General features: G+C 74.1%; 21 protein-coding genes and 1 pseudogene. 10 read left to right on the top strand and 12 right to left on the bottom strand.

Features of this window, described 5'->3' with window-relative positions; genetic code table 11:
* Positions 1-109: 109 nt before the first annotated feature.
* Entirely contained in the window at positions 110-490 is a 381-nt protein-coding gene (locus tag IHE55_RS02285; RefSeq protein WP_197987473.1) for a hypothetical protein, read from the top strand.
* Between the two features lie 876 nt (positions 491-1,366).
* Here IHE55_RS02285 and IHE55_RS02280 read toward each other — a convergent pair.
* The 5 genes and pseudogenes from IHE55_RS02280 to IHE55_RS02260 all read right to left on the bottom strand — a co-directional run bounded on the left by IHE55_RS02280 (position 1,367) and on the right by IHE55_RS02260 (position 6,116).
* On the bottom strand, positions 1,367-2,353 hold the full coding sequence (locus IHE55_RS02280) for an NAD-dependent epimerase/dehydratase family protein (protein WP_197987472.1): 987 nt from the start codon (positions 2,351-2,353) through the stop codon (positions 1,367-1,369).
* Between the two features lie 321 nt (positions 2,354-2,674).
* The gene (locus IHE55_RS02275; protein WP_197987471.1) at positions 2,675-3,106 is read right to left on the bottom strand and encodes a YchJ family protein; all 432 of its coding nucleotides are present in this window, start codon (positions 3,104-3,106) and stop codon (positions 2,675-2,677) included.
* 473 nt (positions 3,107-3,579) lie between these two features.
* Positions 3,580-3,996: pseudogene (locus IHE55_RS02270) on the bottom strand (RNA-binding S4 domain-containing protein); the annotation flags it as partial.
* Positions 3,997-4,167: 171 nt separating this feature from the next.
* Complete coding sequence (locus tag IHE55_RS02265) at positions 4,168-4,818, bottom strand: response regulator (RefSeq protein ID WP_197987470.1); 651 nt, start codon at positions 4,816-4,818, stop codon at positions 4,168-4,170.
* 14 nt (positions 4,819-4,832) lie between these two features.
* A complete protein-coding gene (locus tag IHE55_RS02260) occupies positions 4,833-6,116 on the bottom strand; it encodes a sensor histidine kinase (RefSeq protein ID WP_372442745.1) in 1,284 nt (427 codons plus the stop codon).
* Positions 6,117-6,710: 594 nt separating this feature from the next.
* Here IHE55_RS02260 and IHE55_RS02250 point away from each other — a divergent pair.
* The 4 genes from IHE55_RS02250 (at position 6,711) to IHE55_RS02235 (ending at position 11,301) form a co-directional block, all read left to right on the top strand.
* The gene (locus IHE55_RS02250) at positions 6,711-7,265 is read left to right on the top strand and encodes a GlcG/HbpS family heme-binding protein (RefSeq protein WP_197987469.1); all 555 of its coding nucleotides are present in this window, start codon (positions 6,711-6,713) and stop codon (positions 7,263-7,265) included.
* A 136-nt stretch (positions 7,266-7,401) separates the two neighbouring features.
* Complete coding sequence (locus IHE55_RS02245; protein WP_197987468.1) at positions 7,402-8,136, top strand: Mut7-C RNAse domain-containing protein; 735 nt, start codon at positions 7,402-7,404, stop codon at positions 8,134-8,136.
* Positions 8,137-8,529: 393 nt separating this feature from the next.
* On the top strand, positions 8,530-9,975 hold the full coding sequence (gene gnd / locus IHE55_RS02240) for an NADP-dependent phosphogluconate dehydrogenase (RefSeq protein ID WP_197987467.1): 1,446 nt from the start codon (positions 8,530-8,532) through the stop codon (positions 9,973-9,975).
* Positions 9,976-10,473: 498 nt separating this feature from the next.
* Positions 10,474-11,301 carry an eCIS core domain-containing protein gene (locus tag IHE55_RS02235; RefSeq protein WP_197987466.1) on the top strand — a complete coding sequence of 276 codons (828 nt, stop codon included), beginning with the start codon at positions 10,474-10,476 and terminating at the stop codon, positions 11,299-11,301.
* A gap of 334 nt (positions 11,302-11,635) precedes the next feature.
* Here IHE55_RS02235 and IHE55_RS30635 read toward each other — a convergent pair whose 3' ends face one another.
* Both IHE55_RS30635 and IHE55_RS30630 read right to left on the bottom strand, forming a co-directional pair.
* Positions 11,636-11,980, bottom strand: a complete 345-nt coding sequence (locus IHE55_RS30635; protein ID WP_232266965.1) for a hypothetical protein — start codon at positions 11,978-11,980, stop codon at positions 11,636-11,638.
* A gap of 143 nt (positions 11,981-12,123) precedes the next feature.
* On the bottom strand, positions 12,124-12,975 hold the full coding sequence (locus IHE55_RS30630; RefSeq protein ID WP_232266964.1) for a COG1470 family protein: 852 nt from the start codon (positions 12,973-12,975) through the stop codon (positions 12,124-12,126).
* Between the two features lie 282 nt (positions 12,976-13,257).
* On the opposite strand from IHE55_RS30630, the gene IHE55_RS02225 reads away from it, so the two are divergent.
* The 4 genes from IHE55_RS02225 (at position 13,258) to IHE55_RS02210 (ending at position 20,130) form a co-directional block, all read left to right on the top strand.
* Positions 13,258-13,896, top strand: coding sequence for a helix-turn-helix transcriptional regulator (locus IHE55_RS02225; RefSeq protein WP_197987465.1), 639 nt, complete (start codon positions 13,258-13,260; stop codon positions 13,894-13,896).
* A 499-nt stretch (positions 13,897-14,395) separates the two neighbouring features.
* Complete coding sequence (locus IHE55_RS32115; protein ID WP_269671476.1) at positions 14,396-16,921, top strand: VWA domain-containing protein; 2,526 nt, start codon at positions 14,396-14,398, stop codon at positions 16,919-16,921.
* Positions 16,922-17,035: 114 nt separating this feature from the next.
* Entirely contained in the window at positions 17,036-17,824 is a 789-nt protein-coding gene (locus tag IHE55_RS02215) for a Pvc16 family protein (RefSeq protein WP_197987463.1), read from the top strand.
* Positions 17,821-20,130, top strand: a complete 2,310-nt coding sequence (locus IHE55_RS02210; RefSeq protein WP_232265423.1) for an AAA family ATPase — start codon at positions 17,821-17,823, stop codon at positions 20,128-20,130. The genes IHE55_RS02215 and IHE55_RS02210 overlap by 4 nt, the downstream gene beginning before the upstream one ends.
* Positions 20,131-20,140: 10 nt before the next feature.
* On the opposite strand, the gene IHE55_RS02205 is transcribed toward IHE55_RS02210, so the two are convergent.
* The 5 genes from IHE55_RS02205 to IHE55_RS30615 form a co-directional block, all read right to left on the bottom strand.
* Complete coding sequence (locus IHE55_RS02205; RefSeq protein WP_197987462.1) at positions 20,141-20,458, bottom strand: helix-turn-helix domain-containing protein; 318 nt, start codon at positions 20,456-20,458, stop codon at positions 20,141-20,143.
* Positions 20,455-20,838 carry a type II toxin-antitoxin system RelE/ParE family toxin gene (locus IHE55_RS02200; protein WP_232265422.1) on the bottom strand — a complete coding sequence of 128 codons (384 nt, stop codon included), beginning with the start codon at positions 20,836-20,838 and terminating at the stop codon, positions 20,455-20,457. The genes IHE55_RS02205 and IHE55_RS02200 overlap by 4 nt, the downstream gene beginning before the upstream one ends.
* A gap of 326 nt (positions 20,839-21,164) precedes the next feature.
* Entirely contained in the window at positions 21,165-21,551 is a 387-nt protein-coding gene (locus IHE55_RS02195) for a hypothetical protein (protein ID WP_197987461.1), read from the bottom strand.
* A gap of 2 nt (positions 21,552-21,553) precedes the next feature.
* Positions 21,554-24,214, bottom strand: a complete 2,661-nt coding sequence (locus tag IHE55_RS02190; RefSeq protein ID WP_232265421.1) for a phage tail protein — start codon at positions 24,212-24,214, stop codon at positions 21,554-21,556.
* A complete protein-coding gene (locus tag IHE55_RS30615) occupies positions 24,102-24,752 on the bottom strand; it encodes a hypothetical protein (protein ID WP_232265420.1) in 651 nt (216 codons plus the stop codon). Before IHE55_RS30615 ends, IHE55_RS02190 begins: the two co-directional genes overlap by 113 nt.
* Positions 24,753-25,263: 511 nt before the next feature.
* Here IHE55_RS30615 and IHE55_RS02185 point away from each other — a divergent pair.
* Complete coding sequence (locus IHE55_RS02185; RefSeq protein WP_197987460.1) at positions 25,264-26,811, top strand: phage tail sheath family protein; 1,548 nt, start codon at positions 25,264-25,266, stop codon at positions 26,809-26,811.
* The last annotated feature ends 24 nt before the right edge of the window (positions 26,812-26,835 follow it).

The following is a 26,835-nucleotide window of genomic DNA, read 5'->3' as shown; positions in this document are numbered from 1 at the left end:
GTGCACCGTCCGCCCCGTACGGCTCCGAGGGCGGACGGTTCCCGCCGGTGCGCCGCGCGACACATCCCCGGCCCGGTTTGGCGCGGACCGTACGGGAGACCCGGGAAAGATGAACACCAAGCTGAGTTCGGCGCGCGTCGGGGTGTCCGTCCGCGGTGACCGCGAGGACGCATACCGGGTGTTCGGCGCCTTGAAGGCAGTGTTTCCGGCGACCGACGACAGCGCGGCGGGAAAAGCGGCCGAGGCAACGCCGGAACCCGGGCACGGGCACATGGTCTGGTCGATGGTGGTGGACACCACCGACCGCGGGAGCGCGACCTCCCAGCCGCCGCTGTCGGAACCCGTCTCCGTGGACCTGTACGGCACCGACCCGCCGGTGCACCGGGTGTGTGAGGCGCTGGACGCCTCCTTCGGCATCGAGAAGGAACAGCACGTCTCGGGCGACCAGGAGATGGAGGTCCGGCTCCGGCTCGCGGCCCCCCACCCCTGACCCCACCGGAAACGAACGGAACGAACGGAAACGATCCCGGTGAACCCGTGTGACGGTCGGCGGCTCGCCCCGCCGGCCGTTCCACCGCCACCGGCCGGCCCCCGCCCGCCGTGCCTGCCGGGGCGTCACCGGGCCTCCTGCACCGACGGGTCGCCGCTGCTCATCCCGGCGGCTTCCTGTCCAGCCGCCCCGCCGGACCGGGCGGCCGACGTGGCGAATCCCACCGTCCGGGGCGGAGAGGCAGCCTCCACGGCCCCTGACGCGTCCTTGAGGACGAGGAGTCAGAAGGGAGGATCCGTCGTGAACTGCACCCAGTGTGGAGCCCTGGTCATCCAGGGACCGAACGGCGGATGGAGCTGCAACAACTGCGGCGCCGCGGGATGAGGTACGGCCCCGTGCGGCAGGGGCCGGTCACCGAGCGGGACGGACCGACCGCCGAACGGTGCCGGCAGATCGCCGCACGCCGCGCTCCCCCCGGCCGGGGCCGGTGACCGGGGCGGCGCCGCGACGCGTGCCCGCCGTGCCGGGGCCCGGCGTCCCGGCCCACCGGTCCGCGCACGACCGGTGACGAGCGGCACCGGCGGCGTGCCGAGGGCGTGCCGTGCGGTACGGCTGACGCGGCGCCGGCGGTCCGGGCGGTCCGGTGGTGAGGCCTGCCCGCCGACCCTCCCGCGTGCCCGCACTCCCCCGTGGTGCGGGCACGCGCCCCCGGACGGCGGCGGTCCCGGTCCGGACCCGTACGCGCATGCCGTGCGGCGGTCCGTCCCGGTCGGAACACGCCCGGGGCGCTCGGCACGGCCCCGTCCGGGGCCGGACGCAGCGGCTCGGCCGGTACGACGGGCGGCTGCGTCGCACCGGCCGGGCCGCGGGATCCCGTCAGGAACGGGCCAGCAACCCGGCTTCCTTCTCCGGGGACAGGCCGACCGGGGGCAGGTCCGGGCGCTGCGGCGCCGTCCCGCCCAGCCCGCCCAGCCAGGCCCAGGTGTCCGCGACCGTCTCGGCGACCGGGCGGCAGCGGAGCCCGGCGGCGAGCGCCTTGGCGACGTTCCCGCCGTGCAGGCCGCCGTGCATCTCGCCGGGCGGCAGCCAGATGGGCAGCTCGGTCCAGGGCTCCACCCCGGCGGCGAGGATCCGCTCCGGCTCCAGCCAGCGCAGTTCGGCGGCGGACCCGGTGACCCGGGCGCAGGTCTCCAGCAGCTCGCCCATCGTGGTGTGCCCCGGCGGGCTCACCGTGTCGTACGCACCGCCCAGCCCACCGGCGGCGGCGTCCAGGACCCAGCGGGCCAGATCCCGGGTGTCGATGTACTGGAGCGGCAGGTCCCGGGGGCCCGGAGCGGCCACCACCCCGCCGCGCGCCATCCGCGTCAGCCACCACGGCAGCCGGCCGACGTTCTCCCCGGGACCGAGGATCAGCCCGGCCCGGGCCAGCAGCGCCCGGTCGCCGAACGCCTCGGTGGCCGCGATCTCCCCGCCGCGCTTGCACGTCGCGTAGTCCAGGTCGCCGGTCGCGGACGGCGGATCGACCAGCGGTCCGCTCTCGTCCTGCCCCGCCGGGGGCGGGAAGCGGTACACCGACCGGCTGGAGATGTACACGTACCGGCCGGCCCGGTCCCGCAGCAGCCCCGCCACGTCCCGAACCGCCGCCGGATCACCCGACCAGGTGTCGACCACCACGTCCCAGGCGCCCTCGGCGAGGGAGGACAGCCCCTCACCGGTCGTCCGGTCGCCGTGCCGGGCGGTGACCCCGGCCGGCGGCGGGTGGTGCCCGCGGTGGAAGACCGTCACCTCCCAGCCCCGCGCCACCGCTTCCTCCGCGACCGACCGGCCGACGAACTCCGTGCCTCCGAGCAACAACAGCTTCATGGTGCAGACTCTGCCCCGCGCCGCCCCGGCGGGGAACCGTTGCCTGCTGACAGCGAAACGTCCGGTCCGGCACCGCCCCGGGCCGGTGGTGAACGCCGGACCGGCACCGCGCCAGGGCCGGTGGGCCCCGGCCGAGACGGCCTCGGACCGGACCCGGCCGGGGTCGCCGGGGCCCGCCCGGGACCTCGCGGTGACGACGCACGGCCGCCGCGGTGCGGGGGCCGTGCGTCGACCGCGGGCGCCGGAGCCGGTTGCCGGGCGGAGCAGTCAGGGACGGACAAGGGGTGGACAGGCGACGGGGCGAGGGACGGTCGGGAGGGGTCAGGCGTCGTCGACGACGCCGTCCACGTACACCCAGGCACCGTCGTGCCGGGTGAAACGGCTGTTCTCGTGGAGCCGGCCGGGGCGCCCCCGCAGGGTGTAGTGGGCGCGGAACTCCACGGTCCCCTCGTTGCGGAACGCCCCGCCGTCCGTGCTGCCGAGGATCTCCAGCCGCTGCCACCGCAGCGCGGGGTCGAACTCCACCGACGGCGGCCGGGTGTCCGGGTGCCAGCTGCGCAGCAGATACGCCTCGTCGCGCACCGCGAACGCGCTGAAGCGGGACCGCATCAGCTCCTCGGGGGTGGCGGCGGTCGCCTCACCGCGGTGCAGCCGGCCACAGCACGCGTCGTAGGCGGCCGGCCGTCCACAGGGGCAGCCGGGGTCGGTGGCGCCGCGGTCGGACGGACGCGATCGGCGGGGATGTCGGGCCATGGCCCCATTGTCCCCGGTCCCGGAACGCGTCCGGGGCCGTGGTCCGTCCGGCCCCGAGCCTGGTCCGCACCGGTTCGCCGACACCCGGGTCTCGTCCGCACCGGTTCGCGGACCGTCGGGGGTCCGTCGCCGGCACCGCGCTCCGGGGCGGCCGGGGCGCGGTGCCGGGCGCGGGACAGCGTCGACCGGAGCAGCGCCTCACCGGGGCGGAACCGACCGGGAGAGCAGGGGCGACCGGGGAAGGCCGACGTCGGCGGAGGGGCGGGGCCGGCACCGGTGGTCAGCCGCGCGGGCGGCGGCGCCCGTCGCGCCGCGCCGCGGCCCCGGCGCGGCTCCGCGACCGGCTCGCCGTCGGCGCCGGGGAGCGGTCCGGCGTCCGCGGACTCGTCCTGTTCGTCGTCCCACTCGGTGGGGGACCCGGCTGGCGGCCGGCGCAGTGCCGCCTCCAGGTCCCGCAGCGGCTCCACGCCGCGCAGCCGGTCCAGCTCCCGCAGCCGCGCCAGCTCCCGCCGGTCCCGCTTGCTGGGGCGGCCCATGCCGCGGTCCCGAACGGCGACCAGGACCTGCTCCTCACGCGGGGGCGGCGCCGGGGTGTTGTCCTGATAGCACTCGGCGGCAACCGGAGCCCCCACCCGCTTGCTGATCAGCCGGGACACCACCACGATCCGCTCGCGCCCGGCGTGCCGCAGCCGCACCTCGTCTCCCGGGCGCACCGCATGGGCGGGCTTCACCCGGGCACCGTTGACCCGGACATGGCCGGCCCGGCAGGCCGTGGCGGCCATGGAGCGCGTTTTCATCAACCGTACGGCCCAGATCCAGCTGTCGACCCGGACACTCCCCTCGCCTGAAGACACGTCGCCGAGTCTATGCCGCACGCCGTCCGGCACCAGCGGATTTCCACGAGGGGCGGGAGGCCCGAGGTCGGGAGGTCCGGGGGCACGGCGCGCGGCGACCCCCGGCACGGCCGCGCATGGCCCGGCCGCCCGGGGCCGGGCCGGCCACCTCCGGCCCGGGAGTCCGGGACCGGCTGCCGGCGGCACCCGGCCGTCCGCCGGCGGCGCTCAGGGCAGCAGCCGCTGCTCCTTGGCCACCGCGACCGCCCCGGCGCGGGTGTCCACCCCGAGCTTGCCGTAGATCCGTCCCAGGTGGGTCTTCACCGTGGCCTCGCTGATGAACAGGGCGCGGGCGATCTCCCGGTTGCCCAGGCCCCGGGCCAGCTGCTCCAGGATGTCCAGCTCCCGGTCGGTGAGCGCCGGGCGCGGCCGGCGCAGACGGGCCATCACCCGGCCGGCCACCGGCGGGGAGAGGGCGGTGCGCCCCTGCGCGGCGGCGTGGATGGCGGAGAACAGTTCCTCGGGCCGCTCGGCCTTGAGCAGGTAGCCGGTGGCCCCGGCCTCGATCGCCCGGGTGATGTCGGCGTCCGTGTCGTAGGTGGTCAGCACCAGTACGTGCGGTGCGGCCGGGCCGCCGGAGGTGATCCGGCGGGTGGCCTCGATGCCGTTGATGCCGCTGCCCAGCTGGAGATCCATCAGCACCACGTCCGGGCGCAGCCGGGCGGCCAGCGCGACCGCCTCGGCCCCGCCGCCGGCCTCGCCGGCGACCTCGATGCCGGGGGCGCTGGCGAGCAGCGCCCGCAGCCCGGCCCGGACCACCGCGTGGTCGTCGCAGAGCAGGATGCGTACCGGCGCTTCGCCGGGGGTGGCCGTGGTCACCGGGGTTCCTCCGATCACAGGGACGTCAGGGGGACGGCGGCGGAGAGCACGGTGCCCTCGCCGGGGGCCGACTCGACGGTGAGCGTGCCGCCGAGCTGGGCCAGGCGGGCACGCATCGCCGGCAACCCGTGGCCCCGGCCGCCGGCCGGCCCGTCCGGCGGCCCGCCGTCACCCGGCCCGTCGCCGGTGGGGCTGCCGGCCGCCCGACTGCCGGCCGCGGAGCCGCCGTCCGGCGCGTCGCCCGCGGCACCGCCGCTGCCCGGCGCCCCGCCCGGCCGGACCGCCGGCGTCCGGCCGGCGTCCGGACCGTCCCCGCCCCGTACCCCGCCCGGGGTGCCGGTGCCGCCGGGCGGTGCGGTGGCGCGGGCCGCCACGGCGTCCGGGTCGAAGCCGCGCCCGTCGTCGGTGATGTCCAGCACCACCTGGTCGTCCAGGCAGCTGAGGGTCAGCACCGCCGTCGTGGCCCCGGAGTGCTCCCGGACGTTGGCCAGCGCACCCTGGGCCACCCGCAGCAGCGCGGACTGCACCCGGTCCGGGAGCGGCTGGGGGGTGCCGTCCAGCCGGAACCGGACCGCGGGACCGGCGCGGCCCTCGCGCTCCGCCAGCTCGGCCAGCGCCGTGTGCAGCGGCACCCCGCCCGCCAGGTCCGCCGGCGCCAGGTCGTGCACGAAGCGGCGGGCCTCGGCGAGGTTGTGCGCCGCGATCTCGGCGGCCCGGCGGACATGGCCGCGCGCGGTGGCCGGGTCCAGGTCCCAGGTGCGGTCGGCCGCCTGGAGCAGCATCCGCTGGCTGGACAGCCCCTGGGCCAGGGTGTCGTGGATCTCCATCGACAGCCGTTGCCGCTCGGCGAGCGTGCCCTCGCGCCGTTCGGTGGCGGCCAGCTCCCGGCGGGTGCGGAGCAGGTCCGCGATGAGCGACCGCTGCCGCGCGGCCTGCCGCTCCATGTGCAGGAACATCGCGGTGGCGATGGCGGCCACGGCGGGCGGGGCCAGTACCGTACCGGGGTCGAAGCCCCCGGCCAGCCGCAGCTGGGCGACGACGACGAACACCGTCAGCAGCGCCACCAGCGGCAGCGCGGCCCGCACCGGCAGGGTCCGCAGACCGGTGTAGACGAACGGCACGGCGCACCAGGCGAAGCTGGGGGCGAGCAGCACCAGGACCGCCCACACCGTCACCAGCACCGCCACCACCAGCGCCGGCCGCCCGGTCCGCCACCCCGGCCCGCTCCGCCACGTCCGGTCCGTTCGCCGGCGAAGGACCGTTCGCCCCGTCCGGTCCGTCCGCCGGGGAAGGACCATCCGCCACCTCCGGCCCGGCCGGTCCGCCGGCCCCTCGCCGGCCGGTCCCGGCACCCCGGGCCCGGACCGGTCGTCCCCGGTCACCGTCCGGTGCGTCTCCGGTCCGGGCCGGTCGTCCCCGGTCACCGCCTCGTACGACAGAGGCCCGGTGCCGCCGCCCCCCGTCATCGCCCGGTACGGCCGGGAGGAGGTCACCGGCCCCAGCAGGTACACCGCCGCGAGCAGCCCGCTCAGCGCGATGACCCACGGGGTGCGGGGCTCGCCGGGGTGCCGCGTCAGGAAGCGGGCCAGCGAGGCCCCGAGCAGCAGCAGGAACGCGGAATGCATCACCGGACCCAGCCAGCGGGCGTCCGGATCGGCGGTGACGGGGCTGCTGCCGTGCACGTGACTCTCCTCGTGAGGGGCTCTCCCCGCAGTCCTAACCCGGGCGGGGAGGGTCCCGCATCAACCGATCGGCCGATGCCGTTGTCCCCCATCATGCACCGGCCTCCGAGCCGGTACGCCGACCCGGGACCCGGGGTCCGGCTCCCAGGATGGGAAGCGCGGCGGATCCCCGCCGCGGAGCACAGCACAGCCCCGACCCCAGGAGCCGAGATGACCAAGCTCTCCCCGCGCGCCCGTGTCCTCACCGCGGCCGCCGCCACCGCACTGGCCGGTACGGCGGTCTTCGGCGCCGTGTCCGCCACCGCCTCCCCGGCCGCCCCGCAGGCCGCCCCGGTCCGCGCCGACGTGCACGACAAGGACCTCACCCGCTCCACCCACCTCTCGGCCGCCGCGGCCGAGCGGGCCGCCCGCGCCACCCTGGACGCCGCCCGGCGGGACGGGCAGAAGGTGTCCGTCGCCGTCGTGGACCGCAACGGCAACACCCTGGTCACCCTCCGCGGCGACGGCGCCGGCCCGCAGTCCTACGAGTCGGCGGTCCGCAAGGCGTTCACCGCGGTCTCCTGGAACGCCCCCACCTCCGACCTGGTCAAGCGCCTGGACCAGGCCCCCACCCTCAAGGACATCCCGGGCACGCTGTTCCTGGCGGGCGGGGTCCCGGCCACGGCCGACGGCGCCCCGGTGGCGGGCATCGGGGTCGCCGGAGCGCCCAGCGGCGCCCTGGACGAGAAGTACGCCCAGGCCGGTCTGGCCGCGCTCGGCCGCTGACCGGCACCGCCGGCCCGCCCGCCCGCACCGCCGGCCCGGCCCGCACCGCCGGCCCACCGCTCGCGCGGACGGCCCGGGCCGGCGGCACCCCGGAAAAGCCCGGCCGGCGCGGCACGGCCGATGGCATGCTGACGGTGTGAACCGACCCGAGATCCACATCAGCTTCGCCTCCGAGCTGCACCCCCTGGCCGCGCCGGAGCGCCGCCGGGGGCGCACGGTCCTGGCCACCGACGGAACCTCCACGCTCGGACACGTGGTGGAGTCCCTCGGCGTGCCGCTCACCGAGGTCGGACGGCTGCTGGTGGACGGGCGGGAGGTGCCCGTGTCGCACGTGCCGGCCCACGGCGAGCGGGTGGAGGTGCGCGCCGTGGACCGGCCGCAGCGGGTGCCCGGGGCGCCGCTGCGCTTCCTCCTCGACGTCCACCTGGGCACCCTCGCCCGCCGCCTGCGGCTGCTGGGCGTGGACGCCGCGTACGAGAGCGAGGACATCGGCGACCCGGAGCTGGCGGCCCGCTCCGCGGCCCAGCGCCGGGTGCTGCTCTCCCGGGACCGCGGCCTGCTGCGGCGCCGCGAGATCTGGGCCGGCGGCTACGTCTACAGCGACCGCCCCGACGAGCAGTTGCGGGACGTGCTCGGCCGCTTCGCGCCACCGCTCGCGCCGTGGACCCGCTGCACCGCCTGCAACGGCACCCTGGCCGAGGCCGACAAGGACGCGGTCCAGGACCAGCTGGAGCACGGCACCCGGCGCACCTACGACGTCTTCGCCCGGTGCACCCGGTGCGGCCGGGTCTACTGGCGCGGGGCGCACCACGCCCAGCTGGAGGCGATCGTGGACCGGGCCATGAGCGAGTTCGGCGGCGCCGCGGTGTGACACCCCCGGCCCCGGCGCGCCGGCCCGGCCGCCCGGGCCGGCAACCTGGCCCATGCTGCGGGCCCCGGCCCTCCGCCCGCCGTCCCTGGGCGGGCCCGGCAGCCGGCCACCCACCCGTCGGGGCCCGACCGGTCCCCGACGAGGACCCGGGCGGCGGCCCACCGACGCGCGGCAACGCCCCGCGCGGCTCCCCGGCCCCGACGGCCCACGGCCCCGAACGGCCCGGCGACCCGCGGCCCCGAACGGCCCGGCGACCCGCGGCCCCGGACAGCCCCCGGCGGCTTACGCCCGGCGGGGCACGCACCCGTTCCGGTTGCGCCGCGGCCGATCGCTGGTTGCATGGCCGTAGGCGTACCCGGCCGGGGACGGCGGCGGACACAGGAGTTGGTGACCATGGGCGGGCGGGCGGACATCGGTGTCACCGGGCTGGCGGTGATGGGCCGCAACCTCGCCCGCAACCTCGCACGGCACGGACACACCGTCGCCCTGCACAACCGCACCGCCGAGCGCACCCGGCGGCTGATCGAGGAGTACGGCCGGGACGGCGCCTTCGTCCCCGCCGAGCGGCCCGAGGAGTTCGTCGCCGCGCTGCGCCGCCCGCGCAAGATCATGATCATGGTCACGGCGGGGCCGCCGACGGACGCCGTCATCGACGCCTTCGCGCCCCTGCTGGACCCGGGCGACCTCCTCGTGGACGGCGGCAACGCCCACTTTCACGACACCCGGCGGCGGGAGGCGGCGCTGCGCGAACGCGGGCTGCACTTCGTCGGCTGCGGGATCTCCGGCGGCGAGGAGGGCGCCCTGCACGGGCCCAGCATCATGCCCGGCGGCTCCGCCGAGTCGTACCGCGAACTGGGGCCGCTGCTGGAGTCCATCGCCGCGCGGGTGGACGGCGAGCCGTGCTGCACCCACATCGGACCGGACGGCGCCGGGCACTTCGTGAAGATGGTGCACAACGGCATCGAGTACGCCGACATGCAGCTCATCGCCGAGGCGTACGACCTGCTGCGGAAGGTCGCCGGATACCCGCCGGAACGGGTGGCCGAGACGTTCGCCGCGTGGAACCGGGGCCGGCTGGACTCCTATCTGATCGAGATCACCGCCGAGGTGCTGCGGCACACCGACGCCGCCACCGGCCGCCCCTTCGTGGACGTGGTGGCCGACCGCGCCGAGCAGAAGGGCACCGGACGCTGGACCGTCCAGTCCGCCCTCGACCTGGGCGTCCCGGTCTCCGGTATCGCCGAGGCGGTGTTCGCCCGCTCGCTCTCGGGCCACACCACACTGCGCGAGGCGTCCCGCGACCTGCCCGGCCCGGTCCGCCCCGAACTCCACCCCGACGACGCCCACCGCTTCGCCGACCAGGTGGAACAGGCGCTGTACGCCTCGAAGATCGTCGCCTACGCCCAGGGCTGGGACCAGATCCGGGCGGGCAGCGACGCGTACGGCTGGGACATCGACCCGGCGGCCGTCGCCACCATCTGGCGCGGCGGCTGCATCATCCGGGCCCGCTTCCTGGACGACATCCGCAAGGCGTACGGAGGCGCCGACCGCGCCGGCCGCCCGGCGACCCTGCTGGCCGACGAGGGCTTCCGCACCGCCCTGGCCGACGCCCAGCGGGACTGGCGGCACGTGGTGGGCACCGCCGCCGAACTGGGCGTTCCCGCCCCCGGCTCCGCCGCCGCCCTCGCGTACTACGACGCGCTGCGCGCCGAACGGCTGCCGGCCGCCCTGATCCAGGCCCAGCGGGACTACTTCGGCGCCCACACCTACCGGCGCACCGACCGGCCGGGCACCTTCCACACGCTCTGGGGCGAGGACCGCACCGAGCGGCCCGCCTGACCCGCCGCCCGCCGGCCCAGGCTCGTCTCCGACCTGATCCGCCGACCGCCGCCCGTTGATCCGGCCCGTCGCCCGCCCGTCCGGCCCGGCCTGCCGTCCGCCGCCGCCGGCATCCGGAGACCTCTCCCGCCGTCAGCCGGCCCGACCTGCTGTCGGCTGCCGCGGCCTCTCCCGGCGACCGATCCGCCGCCCGCCTGTCCGTCCGTCCGGCGAACGACCGCCGCCCGTCCGGCCCGCCCCGCTGGTCCGATCCAGCCTCCTGCCCTGCCGGTCCGCCCGCCGGTACACTTTGCCTCGGCCGCCACCGCCCGGTGGCCCGGTCCGCGCGCCGGTGCTGCCCGAAGGGGCAGCAGGCGCTGCCCGCGCCCGGCGAAGCACGGACTGGACGGGGGCCGCGCCCGCCCGCGAGCCTGGACGAACCCGAAAATCGGAGCACGCACCGGCCGTGGCCGGCCCGGGGCCCGGCCGGGTCCCCGACCGCGGCCCGAGGGAGCGGAGATGCACGGACACGAACACGGCAACGAATCCGACCACCACCCCGACCACCGGCACGAGCACACGGAGGAGCCGGCCCCGTCCCGGGAGACCGAGGCACCCGGCGCGGCCGAACTGCCGCACCTGTTCAAGGCCGCGGCCGGCGGACGCACCGATGTGATCGGCCGCTCCGGCCTGGGCACCTTGCAGCGGGCCGTCGGCAACAGCGCCGTCGGCTCGCTGCTCCGGCGCGAAACAGTGCAGCGCGAGCCCGGCGAGGAGGAGCAGACCGCGCCGCGCTCCTCGGTGCACGACGTGATCGCCTCCGGCGGCCGGTCGCTGGACCCGGACACCCGCACCGACATGGAGTCCCGGCTCGGCGCCGACTTCTCCGACGTACGGGTGCACACCGGTTCGGCCGCCCACGAGTCGGCCCGGGAGGTCGGCGCCCGCGCCTACACCGTCGGCAGCAACGTGGTCTTCCAGCGCGACGCCTACGACCCGGGCTCGCACGAGGGGCGCACCACGCTGGCGCACGAACTCACCCATGTCATCCAGCAGCGCAGCGGCCCGGTGGACGGCACCGAGGCGCCCGGCGGCATCCGGGTCAGCGACCCGTCGGACCGGTTCGAGCAGGAGGCCGCCGCCAACGCCGAGCGGGCAGTGGCCGGCCCCGCGCCGGACTCCGCGCCCGCCCCGCCCCGGCGCCGCCCCGGCGGCGCGGCCCCTGCAGCGGCAGGAGCCGGAGGGCGAGGACGGAGCAACCCGCCGACGTCCAGGGCCTTGTTCGTGCAGCGGGCCGCCGAGCAGGCCGCACCGGAGGAGGAGGAAGAGGCGCCGCCACCCTCGTGAGACCGGTGCCGGAAGGGCCTCACCGCGGGGCCCTCGCCGCGAGCGGCCCCCACCGCCGTGTGCCGCCGCGGTGGGACCGCGCCGGGCCTCGCCGACCGGCACCGCGACGGACCGGCACCGCGACGACCGGCACCGCGGCGGGCCGGTGGCCCACGGCCGGCACCGCGCCGGCCTTGACGCCCCAAGGCCGCCGCCCCGAGGCCGCTGCCCCACGGCCGGCGCCCCGTCGGCCGGTTCCGGCGGTACCCCGAACACCCCAGGGGCCCGGTGGTGACGGACATCCGTCACCACCGGGCCCCTGGGCACGCCCGGCCGCCGGCCGGGCGTGCCCGCGTTACTCGGGCTCCGCCACGGTGCGCATCGAGCCCGCGACGAAGAGGGATTCGGTGCACTGCGAGGGAGCCGGGGCCTTCACCGGCCTGCCGACCTCCCGGCAGCTCACCGACAGCGTGATCTCGCCCCCGGCGGGCACCTGGATGGGCGTCACGAAGTGGTAGTCGGAGTCCCGGAAGTTCTCCAGCGCCAGGTTGAGCAGCTGGCCGTCCTGGCTGGAGACGGTGAGGCTGCCCGCGTCACCCTGCGGGTTCTGCACCACGATGTCGGTCAGCTCGAACACCTTGCCCTCGGCGACCTTCAGCACCGTCTCGGTCGTCGCGCCGCCGCCCACCGAGTCCCGCACCTGCTTACGGGCGTTGGTCAGCGCGCCGGGACCGTCCGCGCCGCCCTGTTGCCCGCCGCCGGCGGCCTTCGGCGCCCGTTGCCTGCCCGCCGCCGCTGCCGGTACCGCCGCCCGAGCCGCCGCCGGTGGCCTCCCGCCCGCCCTCACCACGGCTCGCCGGCGCCGCCGAGGTCTCGCCGGGCCGCTGGCCGCTGCCGCCGCCTCCTGCCGCCCGCCCCCGCCCTCGGTCGCGCCGCCGTCCTTGTCGTCCTCGTTTGAGCCGACTCCACCGCCTCGGGGGTGATCGCCTCCCGCGCGGCGGACCGGACGGTGGGCCGCAGCAGCGCGTACCAGAGACCGACCAGCATCCCGATCAGCAGCACCGCCGCGATCAGGGCCCGGGGCAGCCAGGCCGGCAGGATCGCCTTCTGCTCGTACGACCCGTCCACCACCACCGGCGCGTACGGGGCCTGGTCCGGCTCCGGCCGGGGCGCCACCACCACCTGGAACGGGTGCTGGACCGGCGTCCCGCGCCACAGCCAGTGGGCCGGCCGCACCTCCACATCGGCGAACTTCGCCTGGCCGGGCGGGATGGTCAGCTCGACGGGCTCGATGACCAGCCGGGTCCGCTCGGAGATCCCCTGGGTGGCGAGCACCACGGTGACCGGGGTGTTCCCCCGGCTGTCCACCGCCACCTTGTGCCGGCCGCGCCAGGGGCTGTGCGTCGACCGGGGCACCAGCTCGGCGGTGATCTCGGTGAACGGCAGGACATCGATCGTACGCTCGGGCACGACCGTGCCCTCGGGGTCACTGACCGGGATCACCCGCAGCCCCAGCGGGGTCTCACCGGGCGCCACCTCGGGGGCGCGCGGTGGCCGCAGCCGGAGCGTGGCCGTGCCCGACGCCCCGGGGTAGAGCGACAGACTCTCCGGCTCTACGGTGGTCCATGCGGCGCACGGACCCACCACCTCGAACCGGAACTCCTCGACGGTGCTGCCCGAATTGAGCACCTGCACGGGAAGCTCCGCCGCGCCACCCGGCTCAACGGTGACGGAAGACTCATCCAGGCTCGCCGAAACACTCATGGCGCGCACCGTACGGTCGCCGTGCCCGCCCGGGCAGCGGCCGGGCAGGAACACTTTCGGGCAGAGTCCCATTCTCTCTGAGTCATCGTCAGCTGCACGGGTATGTGGATACGTTGAGGCGTTACACGGGGCCGGCGACAGGGGGGGTGCGGCCCGGCGCCACCTCGCCGGCGCATCCCGTTCGTCGCTGCTGCAGGGGGAGGGGAGAGCGACATGAATCAGACGATCCCGAATCGCATCATGGTGGACCTCAGAGCGCAGGACCCCATTTCACAGGCGGGGGTCGCCAGCCATCTGCGCACCCGGCCGGAGGTACGGCTGGTGGACCGGGAGGGGCCCGAGCCGCCCCAGGTGGTGGTCGTGGTGGTGGACGCGGTCGACGACCACGTACTCGGCCTGCTGCGCCAGGTACGGCGCAGCTGTCCGGCGCGCGGCGTACTGGTCACCACGCACATCGACGAGCAGCAGCTGGTCAGCGCGGCGGAGTGCGGCTTCGTCGGCATCGTCCGGCGCTCGGAGGCCACCCCGGAGCGGCTGGTCCAGGTGATCGGCGCGGTCGCCAAGGGTGAGGGGCATGTGCCGGCCGACCTGCTGGGCAGCCTGCTGGAGCAGGTCGGCAAGTTACAGGGCGAGGTGCTGGGCCCGCGCGGCCTCAACTTCTCCGGGCTCGCAGCCCGGGAGATCGAGGTGCTGCGGCTGGTCGCCGAGGGCTACGACACCGCCGACATCGCGCTGAAGCTCGCCTACTCCGAACGGACCATCAAGAACGTCCTGCACGCGGTGATGACCCGGCTCAACCTGCGCAACCGCTCCCACGCGGTGGCCTTCGCGCTGCGCCAGGGGCTCATCTGACCCCACCGGTCACCGTGCCCGCCCGGTGACACCGCCCCGGTCGGCGGCCCCCGGTTGCCGGCCCGTCGCCACGGCCCGGGGCGGCGGCGGTGCGCCGCGCACCGCCCGCGCACGGGTCCACCGGGTCCATCACCGGCTGCCGTGCGCCGGGCCATCGGGCCCATCACCGGCTGTCGCACGCCGGGTCCACCGGGCCCGTGGGGTCCATCACCGGGTTGCCGCGCGCCGGGGTTACCGGGTCCGTCACCGGCTGCTGCGCGCCGGGTCCGCCGGGCGCGTGTGCCCGGCCTCCGCGCACCGGGAACGCAACGGCACCGTGCCCGCGTCCGGCCGCGTCCGGCCGCGGACGGCGGCTCCGCGGACTCCGGTGCCCCAACGGACACGGCGCGCTACCCGAAGGGTTGGCTGCGCCGCTGATGCCCGGGGACCGCCGTCCGGGCAGGGTGGGGCCGGTGCGCACCGATGTCGAATGGGGTGTTCTGTGCGGGGGGTTGAGCGCTTGAGAGCAGGCGGCCCGGCGCGGTCCCGGAGCCGGCGGGCCGTACCGTTCCGCCGGTGGTCAGGGGCACATCAGCGGGCGTTCCGCATCGGCGGCCTGACCGCCGTCCTGGTACTGGTCATCAGCGTCGTGCCCGGCGCCGCGCTCCCCGCACGCCCGCCGGACCCCGAACCCGCGGTCAGCCCGGCCCTGGTGGCGCAGGCACTCGACCCCGGCGCCTCGCACACGGTGACCAAGACCGTGCGGACCCCGGTGGTACCGCCGCGCCCGGACGTGGTGCTGCTGGTGGACGACACCGGCAGCATGAGCGACAGCATCGAGAACGTCGAGAGCCGGCTGCGGGCCATCACCGACGCGGTGACCGCGGAGCAGCCGGACGCCCGGTTCGCCGTCGCCGCCTACGGTGACGCGGTGGACGGCGAGAACGCCTACCGCGTGCTCCAGGGGCTGACCGACGACATGGACGCCGTGAAGCGCGGGGTCGAGCAACTCAAGGCCGACCTGGGGAACTTCTCACCGGCGGAGGACTGGATCAACGCGCTGTGGCAGGTTGCGGTCAACGGCGAGGGCGGCACGGAGTTCCGCAACGAGGCGAACCCGGTGGTCGTCCTGGTCGGCGACGCCTCCAGCCACGACCCCAGCCTCGGGCACACTCTGACCGAGGCCACCGACGCGCTGCGCAACGTCGGCGCCCGGGTGATCGCCGTGGACATCGCCACCCCCATCGGCGACGGGCTCGACGGCAACGGCGACAACGGCAACGGGAACCCCGGCGAGCCGACGCACGAACCGGGCCAGGCCACCCGTGTGACCAACGCCACCGGCGGCAAGCTGTTCTCGGGCATCGACCCGGACAAGGTGGCCGACACCATCGTCGAAGGACTCACCAACCTCCCGGCCACCGTCAGTTACCGGACGCTGGCCTGCCACCCCTGGCTGAGCGTCACCCTGGAGCCGGCCACCCGGACCGTCACCAGCGGGCAGTCCGCGACCTTCACCGAGACCATCACGGTGGCGGACGACGCCCCGCAGGGCGCCCAGCTCCGCTGCGACATCCAGTTCCTGGTGGACGGCAAGGTCCCCGGCGGCCAGGTGCCGGAAGTGGTGGACACCGGGGCGTACGACACCCCCGCCTCGCCCACCGCCCCGGGCACCGGCGCCGGCCGCCACGACGGCGGGACCGCCGGTGGCGCGTCCGGCGGCAGGCCGGGCGGCCAGATCACCGGCGGGACCACCGCGGGCCCCGGCGGCACCACCGCCGCCGGCGGTACGACGGTGGGCGGTACGACCACGGGCGGTGCCACGGTCGGTGGTACGACGGTGGGCGGAACCACCACGGGCGGTGCGGCGAGCGGTACGGGCGGGCAGGACGCCGGCTCGGGCACCTCCGGCAGCGGTACGCAGGGCACAGGCGGTACCGGCAGCCCCGGCACCTTCGGCGGCACCGGCGGACCGGGCGGCCCCGGTGACCCGCCCGGCGACGACGAGCCCGTCCCGCCGTACCAGCAGCGCGTCACCATCACCGTCAACGACGTCGAAGCCCCCATCGTGATCGTGGACGACCGCACCGTGGAGGCGGTCGACGACGACGGGGCGCGGATCGACTTCGTCGCGGGCGCCGAGGACGCCATCGACGGGCAGGTGCCGGTCAGCTGCGACCACACGTCCGGGTCCCTCTTCCCGGTCGGCATCACCAAGGTCACCTGTACCGCGACGGACCGCGCCGGCAACACCGGCCGGGACTCGGCCACCTTCACCGTGCTGCCGAAACCGAAGCCCCCCAAGCCGGAACCCCCAAGCCCCGAACCCCCCAAGCCCGAACCGCCGACGCCCGAACCGCCGAAGCCCGAGCCCCCGGCACCGCCGGTGCGGAACGAGGCGGACGTGGCGGTGGACGTCACGGTGACGCCGGTCCGCAACTACACCGGCAAGCAGAGCACCGCCCGCTTCACCCTGACCAACGCCGGGCCAAGGCCCGCCACCGACCTGGTGCTCACCACCGGCTGGCCCCGGTCCCAGGACCCCGGCGCGCGCACCCTCACCCCCCTGACGGTGTGCACCCGGGACAACCCCTGCACGCTCCAGCCGGGCGCGCGCATCGTCCTGGAACAGGGCGCCACGTACCACCGGCGCACCGAGGGCGAGGTCACCGCTTCCGTCACCGCCGCACCCCGCGACCCGGATCGCGCGGACAACGCGGACTCGGTACGGATCCGCGTCCTGCAGCCGGAGCTGACCCTGGCCCCGCAGGTGGGGCCGCCCGGCTCGGTGGCGCTCGCGCGGGGCAAGGACTTCCCGCCCGGGGCGACCGTCGCGTTCACCTGGAACCCCGGCATCACCGCGGCCCGTTCCACGGTACGGGTCCGGCCGGACGGGACCTTCGACGCCCAGGTGCTGGTGCTGCGCAAGGACCGGCTCGGCCCGCGCACCCTGCACGCCCGCGCCGGCGGCCTGGACCCGCTGACCAAGCCGTTCCTGGTGGTTCAGCGTCATTTGCCGCCACCGGACTTCGCCGGACGCAGCTGAACCGGCCGGCCCGGCGGCCGCACGTGCCGGGCGCGCCCCGGGTCACCGGTCGCCGGCCGCCGCGACCGGTGACCGGGCCGCCACCGTCAGAATCGGAGAGCGGGGGACATCACGGTGATCCACGAGGTCGATGAGGCGCTGCGCACCCTGTTCCGGGTGGAGGCCCTGGGCGGCAGCCAGATCGCGGTGGTCTTCGACGCGCCCACCAGGGACTGGGCCGCCACCGTCAACGCCCCCACGGTCAACCTCTACCTGTACGACATCAGGGAGGACATGCGGCGCCGGGAGCGCGGTCTGCACAACGAGTACGACGACAACGGCACCGTGGTGGCCCGACGCCGCCCGCCCCGCTACTTCAAGCTCTCGTACCTGATCACCGCGTGGACCAAGCGGCCGGAGGACGAACACCGGCTGCTCTCCTCCCTGCTCTCCTGCATGCTGCGGTACGAGGCGCTGCCGCCGGACCGCCTCACCGGCTCGCTCGCCGAGATCGGGGTCGCCGTCCCGCTGACCGTCGCCCTCCCGCCGCCGGAGGACCGGTCCTTCGCCGACGTCTGGAGCGCGCTGGGCGGCGAACTCAAACCCTCGCTGGACCTGGTGGTCAGCGTGCCGGTCACCGACTCCCCGACGTTCCCGGCCGGCCCGCCGGTCGGCGAGGAGGGGCTGCGGCTGGACGTCAACGGCATGCCGGCCGAGCCGCCGGGCACCGCCGGGCGGCGGTACCAGACGATGCCGGACGGCCGCCGCGTCCCGGTGCACGGCAGCCACCCCGGCGCCCCGCGGAACCCGGCCCGGAACCCCGCCGCGGGGGACGGCCGGCCCGCCCGCCGAGCCGGTATCGCCGCCCGGATCGCCGAACACCCGCCGACCGACGCCGCCACCCCGCCCGAAGGGAACGGATGAGCACCGAGCACCGCCCCCCGACCACCGGAACCGGGCCCGACGCCGGCGCCGCGCCCGGCTCCGTCCCCGCCGCCGACCGCGCGCCCGACGGCATGCCCGGGCCCGCACCCGACGGTGTGCCGGAACCGGCGTCCGACGGTGTCCCGGCACCCGGGACCGGCACCGAGGACCGGCCCGCTCCGGAGCCGTTCCCCCCGTCCGGGACCGGCCCGGCGCCGTGCCCCCCACCGGAGACCGGCCCGGGGGCGGCCGCCGCGGTCCCCGACGCCGGCCTGCGTCATCTGCTGGACCGGGCCGTCCTGGTGGAGGAGCGGGTCCGCCGTGCCGTGGACGCCCGGCAGCAGACCGACCCCGCCCCCGACGACGCCTTCCGTGGCCTCTACCTCAGCGACGAGGCGGTCCGCCGGCTGCTCGACCACGGCCGCACCCTCGCCACCCCCGACGCCGCGGATGCCGCCGCCCACGCCGAGGCCGAGCGCCGGGCCGACACCGCACCGCCCTCCCGGCTCCGGTTGCTCACCCACGACTTCGGCCTCACCGAGCTCGACCTGGAGATCCTCCTCATCGCCCTGCTCCCCGACCTCGACGACCGCTTCGAGTCCTTCTACGGCTACCTCAACGACGACGTCACCCGCCGCCGCCCCACCATCGGCCTCGCGCTGGGACTGTGCGGGCTGCCCGCGGCCGACGCCGCCGCCCGTACCCGTCTGCACCCCCGGTCGCCCCTCCGTGCCGGGGGCCTGCTGCTGGTCGAGGAGCCCGACCGCCCCTTCCTCGCCCGGGCGCTCCGGGTCCCCGACCGGGTCACCGCGCACCTGCTCGGCGACGACACCGCCGACCCGCGGATCGCCGACCTCCTCACCCCGCACGCGGACATCCCCGGTGTCGGCGACCCGGCGCCGCTCGCCCGGGCGCTGGCCGGTGGGGTGCACCTGGCGTATCTCCGCGAGGAACAGGGCGGCGCCGGAACCGCCCTGGCCGGAGCGGCCCTCACCCGCTCCGGCCACCGCGTCCTCGGCCTCGACCTGGAGCGCCTCGCGCGCGACCCGGGCCCCGCCGAGGCGATCCGCGTCCTGGCCCGTGAGGCCCGGCTCACCGGGGCCGGGCTGGTCTGCGGGCCCATCGACGCGCTCGCCGCCGACCGGGCGGACGTGCTCCGGCAGGTGGCCGACCTGCCGCTCCCGGTGGTGCTGACCGGCCGCCTCCCCTGGGACGCCAACTGGTCCACCCGGCCGCCGCTCCTGCTGCACGCCCCACGCGTCGAGCCGGCCGACCGGGCGGCCCTGTGGCTGCACGCCTACCCGGAGCCCGTCCCGCCCGCGCTCGACGTGCCGCACACCCTCGCCCCGTTCCTGCTGGCCCCCGACCAGATCACCCGCGCCGCACGCAGCGCCGCGCAGTCGGCCCTCCTCGACGGCGGCGAGCTGCGGGCCGAGCACATCCGCGCCGGTGCCCGCGCCCAGAACGCGGCCGGCCTGGACCGGCTCGCCCGCCGCATCGAACCCGCCGTCGGCTGGGACGACCTGGTCCTGCCGCCCGACCACCACGCCCAGCTCCGGGAACTCACCGCCCGCGCCCGCCACCGCGACCGGGTGCTGGGGGAGTGGGGGATGCGCCCCGGCGGCGGCCGCGGCCGGGGCGTCACCGCCCTCTTCGCCGGCGACTCCGGCACCGGCAAGACCATGTCCGCCGAGGTTATCGCCGCCGACCTGGGGCTCGACCTCTACACGGTCGATCTGGCCACCGTCATCGACAAGTACGTGGGCGAGACCGAGAAGAACCTCGAACGCATCTTCTCCGAGGCCGCCGGCATCAATGGGGTGCTGCTGTTCGACGAGGCTGACGCCATCTTCGGCAAACGCTCGGAGGTGAAGGACGCCCACGACCGGTACGCCAACGTCGAGAGCGCCTACCTCCTCCAGCGCATGGAGTCCTTCGACGGCCTGGCCATCCTGGCGACCAACCTCCGCGCCAACCTCGACGACGCCTTCACCCGCCGCCTCGACCTCGTCATCGACTTCCCCGTACCCGACGCCGAACAGCGCCGGGTGCTGTGGGAACGCTGCCTGGGCCGCACCCTGCCGCGCGCCGCCGACCTCGACCTCGACTTCTGCGCCGAGTCCTTCGAACTGGCCGGCGGCAACATCCGCTCGGTGGCCGTCACCGCCGCCTACCTCGCCGCCGAGTCCGGCGCCCCGGTCTCCATGTCCGACCTCATCCACGCCGTCCAGCGCGAATACCAGAAACTCGGCCGCCTCACCCTGGCCTCGGAGTTCGGGCCGTACATGGAGCTGCTCGCCGGATAGCCGAACGGCGCTATGCGACGACCACCCGTGTTCCATTGAAGTTGGCGACGATCTCCAGACTGCCGCCGAGCGCCGCGATGTACGCCGCGATCGTGCCAACCTCGGTGGAGTTGGTGTTGCCACGCTCGATGGCCGACACCCGTTCCTGACGGACCTGCATACGCGCGGCCAGCTCGCTCTGTGTCAGACCGAGCTCCTTGCGCATCTCGGCAAGCCGCCGCGCCCGGGCCTCGGCCACCAGCCGCTGCGCCCCGGCAGCGATGGCGTCGAGGTCCTCGGGGTCGAACACCTCGCGCTTGACGTCTTCCCATGAGTGAAAAGTGGTCATTGCTCTGCCTCCTCCGGCAGGTGGTTCAGGCGGTCCAGCCAAGCGGCGTAGCGGGCTTCCGCCGCGGGGATCGCGTAGCGGTACCACGCGGACCACTGCCCGGCCTTGTCGCCGGCGACCAGCAGGACCGCACAGCGTCGAGGATCGAAGATGAACAAGATACGGACCTCGCTGGCACCCGTGGAGCCCGGACGCAGCTCCTTGAGGTTGTGGAGAACCGACCCCTTGATGCGATCCACCAGCGGCCGTCCCAGGTCAGGCCCCTCCTCCACAAGGGCCTGAACTGCTTGGCCGACGAGACGTGCGGTGTCCCGGTCCTCCTTCCGCAGCGTGTGCAGCCAGTCCCGGACCTCTCCGGTCATCTCAAGGCGCCAGGGCATGGCGCCTCACATCGCAGTATGTAGCCATACTAGTACCCTGGCGTACTCAACGCGAGATGTGTCGTGGCGAACCGATGATCACTCGATCGGAGTAGTCGGCCCTGAGTGTCTTCGCCCTCTCCCGGCCGCCGAGTCCGGCCCTCCGAGTCCCTATGTCCGACCCATCGACGTGGTCCAGCGCGAGCACCGGAAACTCAGCCGCCTCCCTGGCGTCCGAATTCGGCCCCTACACGGAGCTGCTCACCGGTTGAGCTCCACCTCATAACCCCCTGTACGCACGGTGGGGGATCGGCGGCATCACCGATCCCCCACCGTTCGAGTGCGGACTACTCCAGCGTCAACAGGTGCGGTTCGTCGTCCTCCCCCTCCTGGGCATAGACCTCGGGGCAAGCCGCAACGAGCTCTCCGAGCACGTCGTGAAAGTTCTCCGGGGCTACCCTGTCCTGGAAGCCCACGATTGCGTCAAGGGTGGAATCCAGGGATTCGCCGTAAACCGGATAGACAGTGACCTCCCGGCCGTCGGGTGAAGCCAGTGTCAGCCGCAATTCCAGTCTCTCGTAGTGGTGTTCGACCTCGATCGCCATGTGGCCATTGTCGTAGACCAGAGAGGCCAGGTTGAGAGTTGTGGCACCGTCAGCCATCTCCCACCCAGCGTTCTTCAGACGCTCCACTACGCGCGCCTCGTTCTGCTTGTGCAGATCCTCTTCCGGCACCGCTACGTACCTTTCTTGACGCCTGCTTTGTTCAGGTATTCTTCTACTTTGTTTTTCTCGTTGGCCAAGATCTGTTTCTCATCGTTCGTGAGATCTTTTCCGGGGTCGTTGAGCATTTCTTCCGCTACGATCTGCTCCAGGCTCAGTGTATTCAGCTCGAACCCCTTGTCGCTGAGCGACTTCAGTACCTTGATGGCAACATCTTCGCCCTCGGCTGCGTATGCGCTGACGATTCTGACCCTGAACTCGACTTCGTACCCCTTCCCTTGCAGCTCATTCTTGAAGTCCTCCAGGGCTGGTCCGCACCCTTGGCACGGCCGTCGAGTCAGTGAGAGTTGCAGGGTGTACTTCCCCTTGGGTCGGTCGCCCGTGAAGTATCTGCTCCGAAGAATGCCGATCATGTGCTGTTCTGCGTGATGACTTGTATCTCCATCAGCTGCGCCGGTGGGTTTTCTCTGCACGAGGAACTTGCCCAGGTTCTCCTGCTTCCCGCTCGGTTCTGTTACATGCAAGATGCAGGCGGTGCGTGGAAAGCTCAGCTGAAGATCGGAGACCCGAAAGACCAGTGCCCTCCGTAAAGGTGAGGCACGCACCAGGACCTCGAACTCCCCCGGCCTCTTCTTGTTGGGTGAGAAATGCAGAAGCTTGAGGCCGCGGCTCTGGTAGCGACTGAAGGTGCTCTCCGCGACGGAGGCCGCTTTGTCTGCGGAGGGTGACCGCCCCAGCCCGCTCTTGACATCGCGGGCAACATCGGAGAAGGCGTCACCCTTCTCGGCTTGCTCCTTGCCTTTCCCCTTCCCTGAGGCCGTGCCTGTGCCTCTGTCGTCGACGTTCTTGCCCTTTCCCTTTAATTTCGCCCAGAGTTTCTTGCCCTGTTTGGCGATGAAGTCGACGATTTTGTCGATGGCGCGGTTGACGGGGCGGGCGGCGGTTTGGAAGACCTGGCGGACTTTGCCGGCGAGGCTGCCGATGCCGAGGAGGGAGGCGAGGACGCCGAGGAGGACGGGGATGCTGGCGGCGAGGGCGTTCTCGACCATCTTCGGGACGCCTGCGGCACCGCCGCCGGCGATGGCGATGACCGCGTCGAGTATCGCGTTGACGAACTCGATGATCTGGGCGCCCTGGGTGACGACGAAGGTGACGATGTCGATGATCGCCTTGACCGCTCGGATGAACGCAGAGGCGGGGTTGAGCAGGGACAGGATCCAGGTGATGCCGGCGATGATGACGGTGGGGATCAGGTAGGTCTTGAGCTGCTCCAGGATGGTGGTTTTAAGGTCGCCGACGGATTGTTCGATCTCCTTGGCGGCGCCCGCGGGTCCTTCCTTCATCAGGGCCGAGGCGACGGGGACCTGACTCTCCACGGCGCCCATGGCCTGGTCGGGGACGCCTTTGCGGGTGATGCGGGTGCGGATGTTGGCCCAGGTCAGGCCGAGCATGGAGGCCAGCAGGGCGATGATGCCCTTGAGGTCGAACTTGGGCGGGATCTCGATGCCGGCTTTGGTGGCGGTGCCCAGCAGCCAGGCGACCAGGCCCTTCTTCAGGTGTTCGCCGATGTTGGAGATGAACTGGTTGAGGCCGGCGCCGACGGCGCGGACGAGGTTACCCAGGAACCCGATGGGGTCCTTGATGATCTTCGCCACGGCGGAGGCGGCCTTGGCCAGGACGCCCATGAGCATGTTCTTCAGCTCGATGATGGTCTTGATGACGCCTGCGACCGCGTCGACGGCCTTTTGCACCAGGCCTTTGTTGGCTTCCTGGAGCTTTGTGATCTCCTCGTCCACGGCACTCAGGGCCTGGGTGTACTTCTGGGCCAGGTCGGTGACGAGTTGCTGGGACTTGTCGTTGACCTGGGTCTCCAGGTCCTCGAACTTGGCCTGGAAGTCCTGGGCGGCCTCCTGGCCGAACTTCTTCAGATCGGCGGGGAGTTTGTCCACCTCCGCCTTGAGGTCGGCGCGGCCTTCGGCGATGCGGGTCTTGGCCTTGCCCAGTTCGGTGCCGATGGTGTCGGCGACCGAGGAGATGACCTCCTGCATCTTGGCCACATACAGCTTCCGGGACTCCTGGAAGATCTGGTTGGCCTCCGCGGGCATGCCCAGCAGCTTGTCCTTGGCCCACTTGGCCGGCCCGAAGAAGCCGGAGTACCGCTTCTTCTTGTAGGCCTTCATCCGCTTCTCGTGATCGGCGGTGAACGCGTCCCGGGCGGCCTTCTCACCGGCGGTGAACTGCTCGTCCACCTTCTTGTCCAGCCCAGTCAGGGTGGTCTCGACGTCCTTCTTGGTGGCGTCGAAGACCTTCTGCAGACGGGCGGTGACCTGGGCCCGCTTCTGCTCGTCCTTGGACTTCGTCTCGCCCTTGCCGCCGTCGACCTGCTTGCCGGCCGCCGCGCGGGTCGCGGTCAGCGACGCCATCGCCTGCGCCCCCGAGGCCGCCGCCCCCGCCTTCGCCTCGGCCAACCGGGCGTCCTCGGCGCTCCGGGCTTCCCCCGGGGCTTTCGCGGAGTGCGCTTCGGCCTTCTTCTTCTCCGACAGCGCCTCGTCGAAGGCCGGCTCATTGCCCTTCTGCAACTGCTCCTCGGTGACCTCCGCATCGGCCAGCGCCTTGTCGTTGGCGGCCGGGCCTTGGGAGAAGTCGGTGACCGCGGCCGGCTGTTTGGCGGGCACGGCGTCGGCGGCGGACGGCGCGCCGGGGTTGGGCGGGGGGCCGGTCGGGGGTGAGGGGGGTGACGGGTTTGTCCTTGGCGGCGGAGGTGTCGGGTGGGGCTTTGGTGGTGGTCTCGATCTCCTGGGCGGAGGTCTTCTTGCCGTCGGAGACCTTGCCGTCCACCTCCTCCTTGACCCGGTCCGCCTTTCCCGAGTCGGAGAACTTGTCGGCCTCGTCAAGGTTCTTCGGTGCCTGCTTGGCGATCGCGGCGTTCACCGCCGCGACGAACGCCGCCTTGTCGAAGGTGCCGGGCTTGGCGGCGTGCATCTTCTCCGCGTTCGCCGCCTTGCCCTGCGCCTCCTTGTCATCCGGCGGCGCCACCGCCGCGTCCTGCGCGGCCTGCGATTCGGCGGTGGCGGGCGGATGCTGGGCGACCTTCTGCTTCTTCGCCGCCACATCCGAGCGGACCTTCCGGAACCCCGGCGCCTGCGACGGCGGCGGCTTCACCGGCGCGGTGTACCGCTGCGCGACCAGCCGGGCCACAGCACGGTTCCCCACCGCACCCTGAAGGCGTTGCAGAGTACGCGGGTCGGTACCGTGACGGTCGCCGGGGGCGCGGGGAGTGGTGACGGCGGAGACCGCGGCCCGGTCCGAGGCGTCCCGCTCGGTGGCGGGCGGAGCGGGCGCGCGCTGGGCGGTACCGCCCGACGACGCGGCGGAATCCGTACGGGAAGGGGCGGGCGCGGGCCGGGCGCGCTTCTCCCCGGGGGACTTCACGGCATCACCCGCGCCGGCCTCATCTGCTCCACGGCGTCCCCCGACTCTCCGTACGCCCCGGCCGGCGGGCGCCGTGGCGGGTGTGCGCGCCGGGCGTCACCGTGCGGCCGGACATGCCGCCCAGGATGGGCGCGGCGGCCCGGTGCCGGCTCAAGCGGACGTACCGCCGGTGGTGCACCGGTCGTGCACCTAAGGGCAGTGGGGTGTGTCCTCGGGGGCGGCCGAAAGCCCGTTCCGATGATCCAGGCCGGTGAGAAGAATCGCTCTCGTTTCCCCGGTCAAGGAGAGTGGTATGCCGTCGTACCTGTCCCCGGGCGTCTACGTCGAAGAGGTCGAGTCGGGTTCCCGCCCGATCGAAGGGGTGGGGACGTCGGTCGCCGCCTTCGTCGGCTTCGCGCAGAAGGGCCCCTTCAACGAACCCACGCTGATCACGAACTGGACCCAGTTCACCACCGTGTTCGGCGACTTCGTGGAAGGGACGTATCTCGCCAACTCCGTCTACGGCTTCTTCGCCAACGGCGGCGGCATCTGCTACGTGGTGCGGGTCGGTGGCCAGGGCAGGGACGAGGAGAGCGCCGCCACGCCCGCCGAGCTGCCCGCCGGCACCCAGGCGCAGCTCGGACCCTACGTGGTGCGGACCCTGCCGGGCGTCACCGGCGAGATCACCGTGGAGGTCGCCGACGCGGACGCCGAGGACCCGCCGCAGGACGTGTTCAAACTGATCGTCAAGCGGGACGGCGAGGTCGCGGAGACCTTCCCCACCGTCACCACCAAGCGCAGCAAGGACAACGTCGCCACCCAGGTCAAGGCGCGTTCGAGGCTGATCTCGCTGGAGGAGCAGGGCAAGGGCGCCGCCCCGGCCCGGCCGACCACCCAGTCGGTGCGGCTGGCGGTGCCGCCGGCCGACGCCCCCGTGGCGGCTCCGGAGGCGCTGTCCGCGGAGACCTATGTGGGCGACCCGGACCGGCGGACCGGCTTCGGCGGCCTGGAGGCCGTGGAGGAGGTCACCATGGTGGCCGCCCCGGACCTGATGAGCGCCTACGAGCGCGGCATGCTGGACCTGGAGACCGTGGTCGCGGTCCAGCAGGGGCTGATCACCCACTGCGAGTCGATGGGCGACCGGATCGCCATCCTCGACCCGCCGCCGGGGCTCACCCCCCAGCAGGCCCTCGCCTGGCGCCAGGAGGGCACCGGCTTCGACTCCAAGTACGCCACCATGTACTACCCCTGGCTGAAGGTCTTCGACCCGGGCGCCGGGCGGAACGTCTTCGTCCCGCCCAGCGGGCACATCGCCGGGGTCTGGGCGCGCAACGACGACTCCCGGGGGGTGCACAAGGCCCCGGCCAACGAGGTGGTGCGCGGCGCGGTCGCCCTGCAAACACAGATCACCAAGGGCGAGCACGACCTGCTCAACCCGATCGGCCTCAACTGCATCCGGGCGTTCCCCGGCCGCGGCATCCGGGTTTGGGGCGCCCGCACCCTCTCCTCCGACCCGGCGTGGCGCTACCTCAATGTGCGCCGGCTCTTCAACTACCTGGAGGAGTCGATTCTCGCCGGCACCCAGTGGGTGGTGTTCGAGCCCAACGACGACGCCCTGTGGGCCCGGGTGCGGCGCACCATCTCGGCGTTCCTGGTCAACGAGTGGCGCAAAGGCGCGCTGTTCGGGCTGACGCCGGAGGAGGCGTTCTACGTCAAGTGCGACCGGGAGACCAACCCGCCGGAGAGCATCGACGCCGGCCAGGTCATCTGCGAGGTCGGGGTGGCCCCGGTCAAGCCCGCCGAGTTCGTGGTGTTCCGGCTCGCCCAGCTCTCCGGCGGCTCCGGCGCCGTGGACGAGTGATTCGCCCCCCGGACCCGCGCCCGA

The organism is Streptomyces pactum (assembly GCF_016031615.1).
GTDB lineage: Bacteria > Actinomycetota > Actinomycetes > Streptomycetales > Streptomycetaceae > Streptomyces > Streptomyces pactus.
Note: the sequence above shows the minus strand (reverse complement) of the source record. Positions and strands in the feature narration are given on the sequence as shown.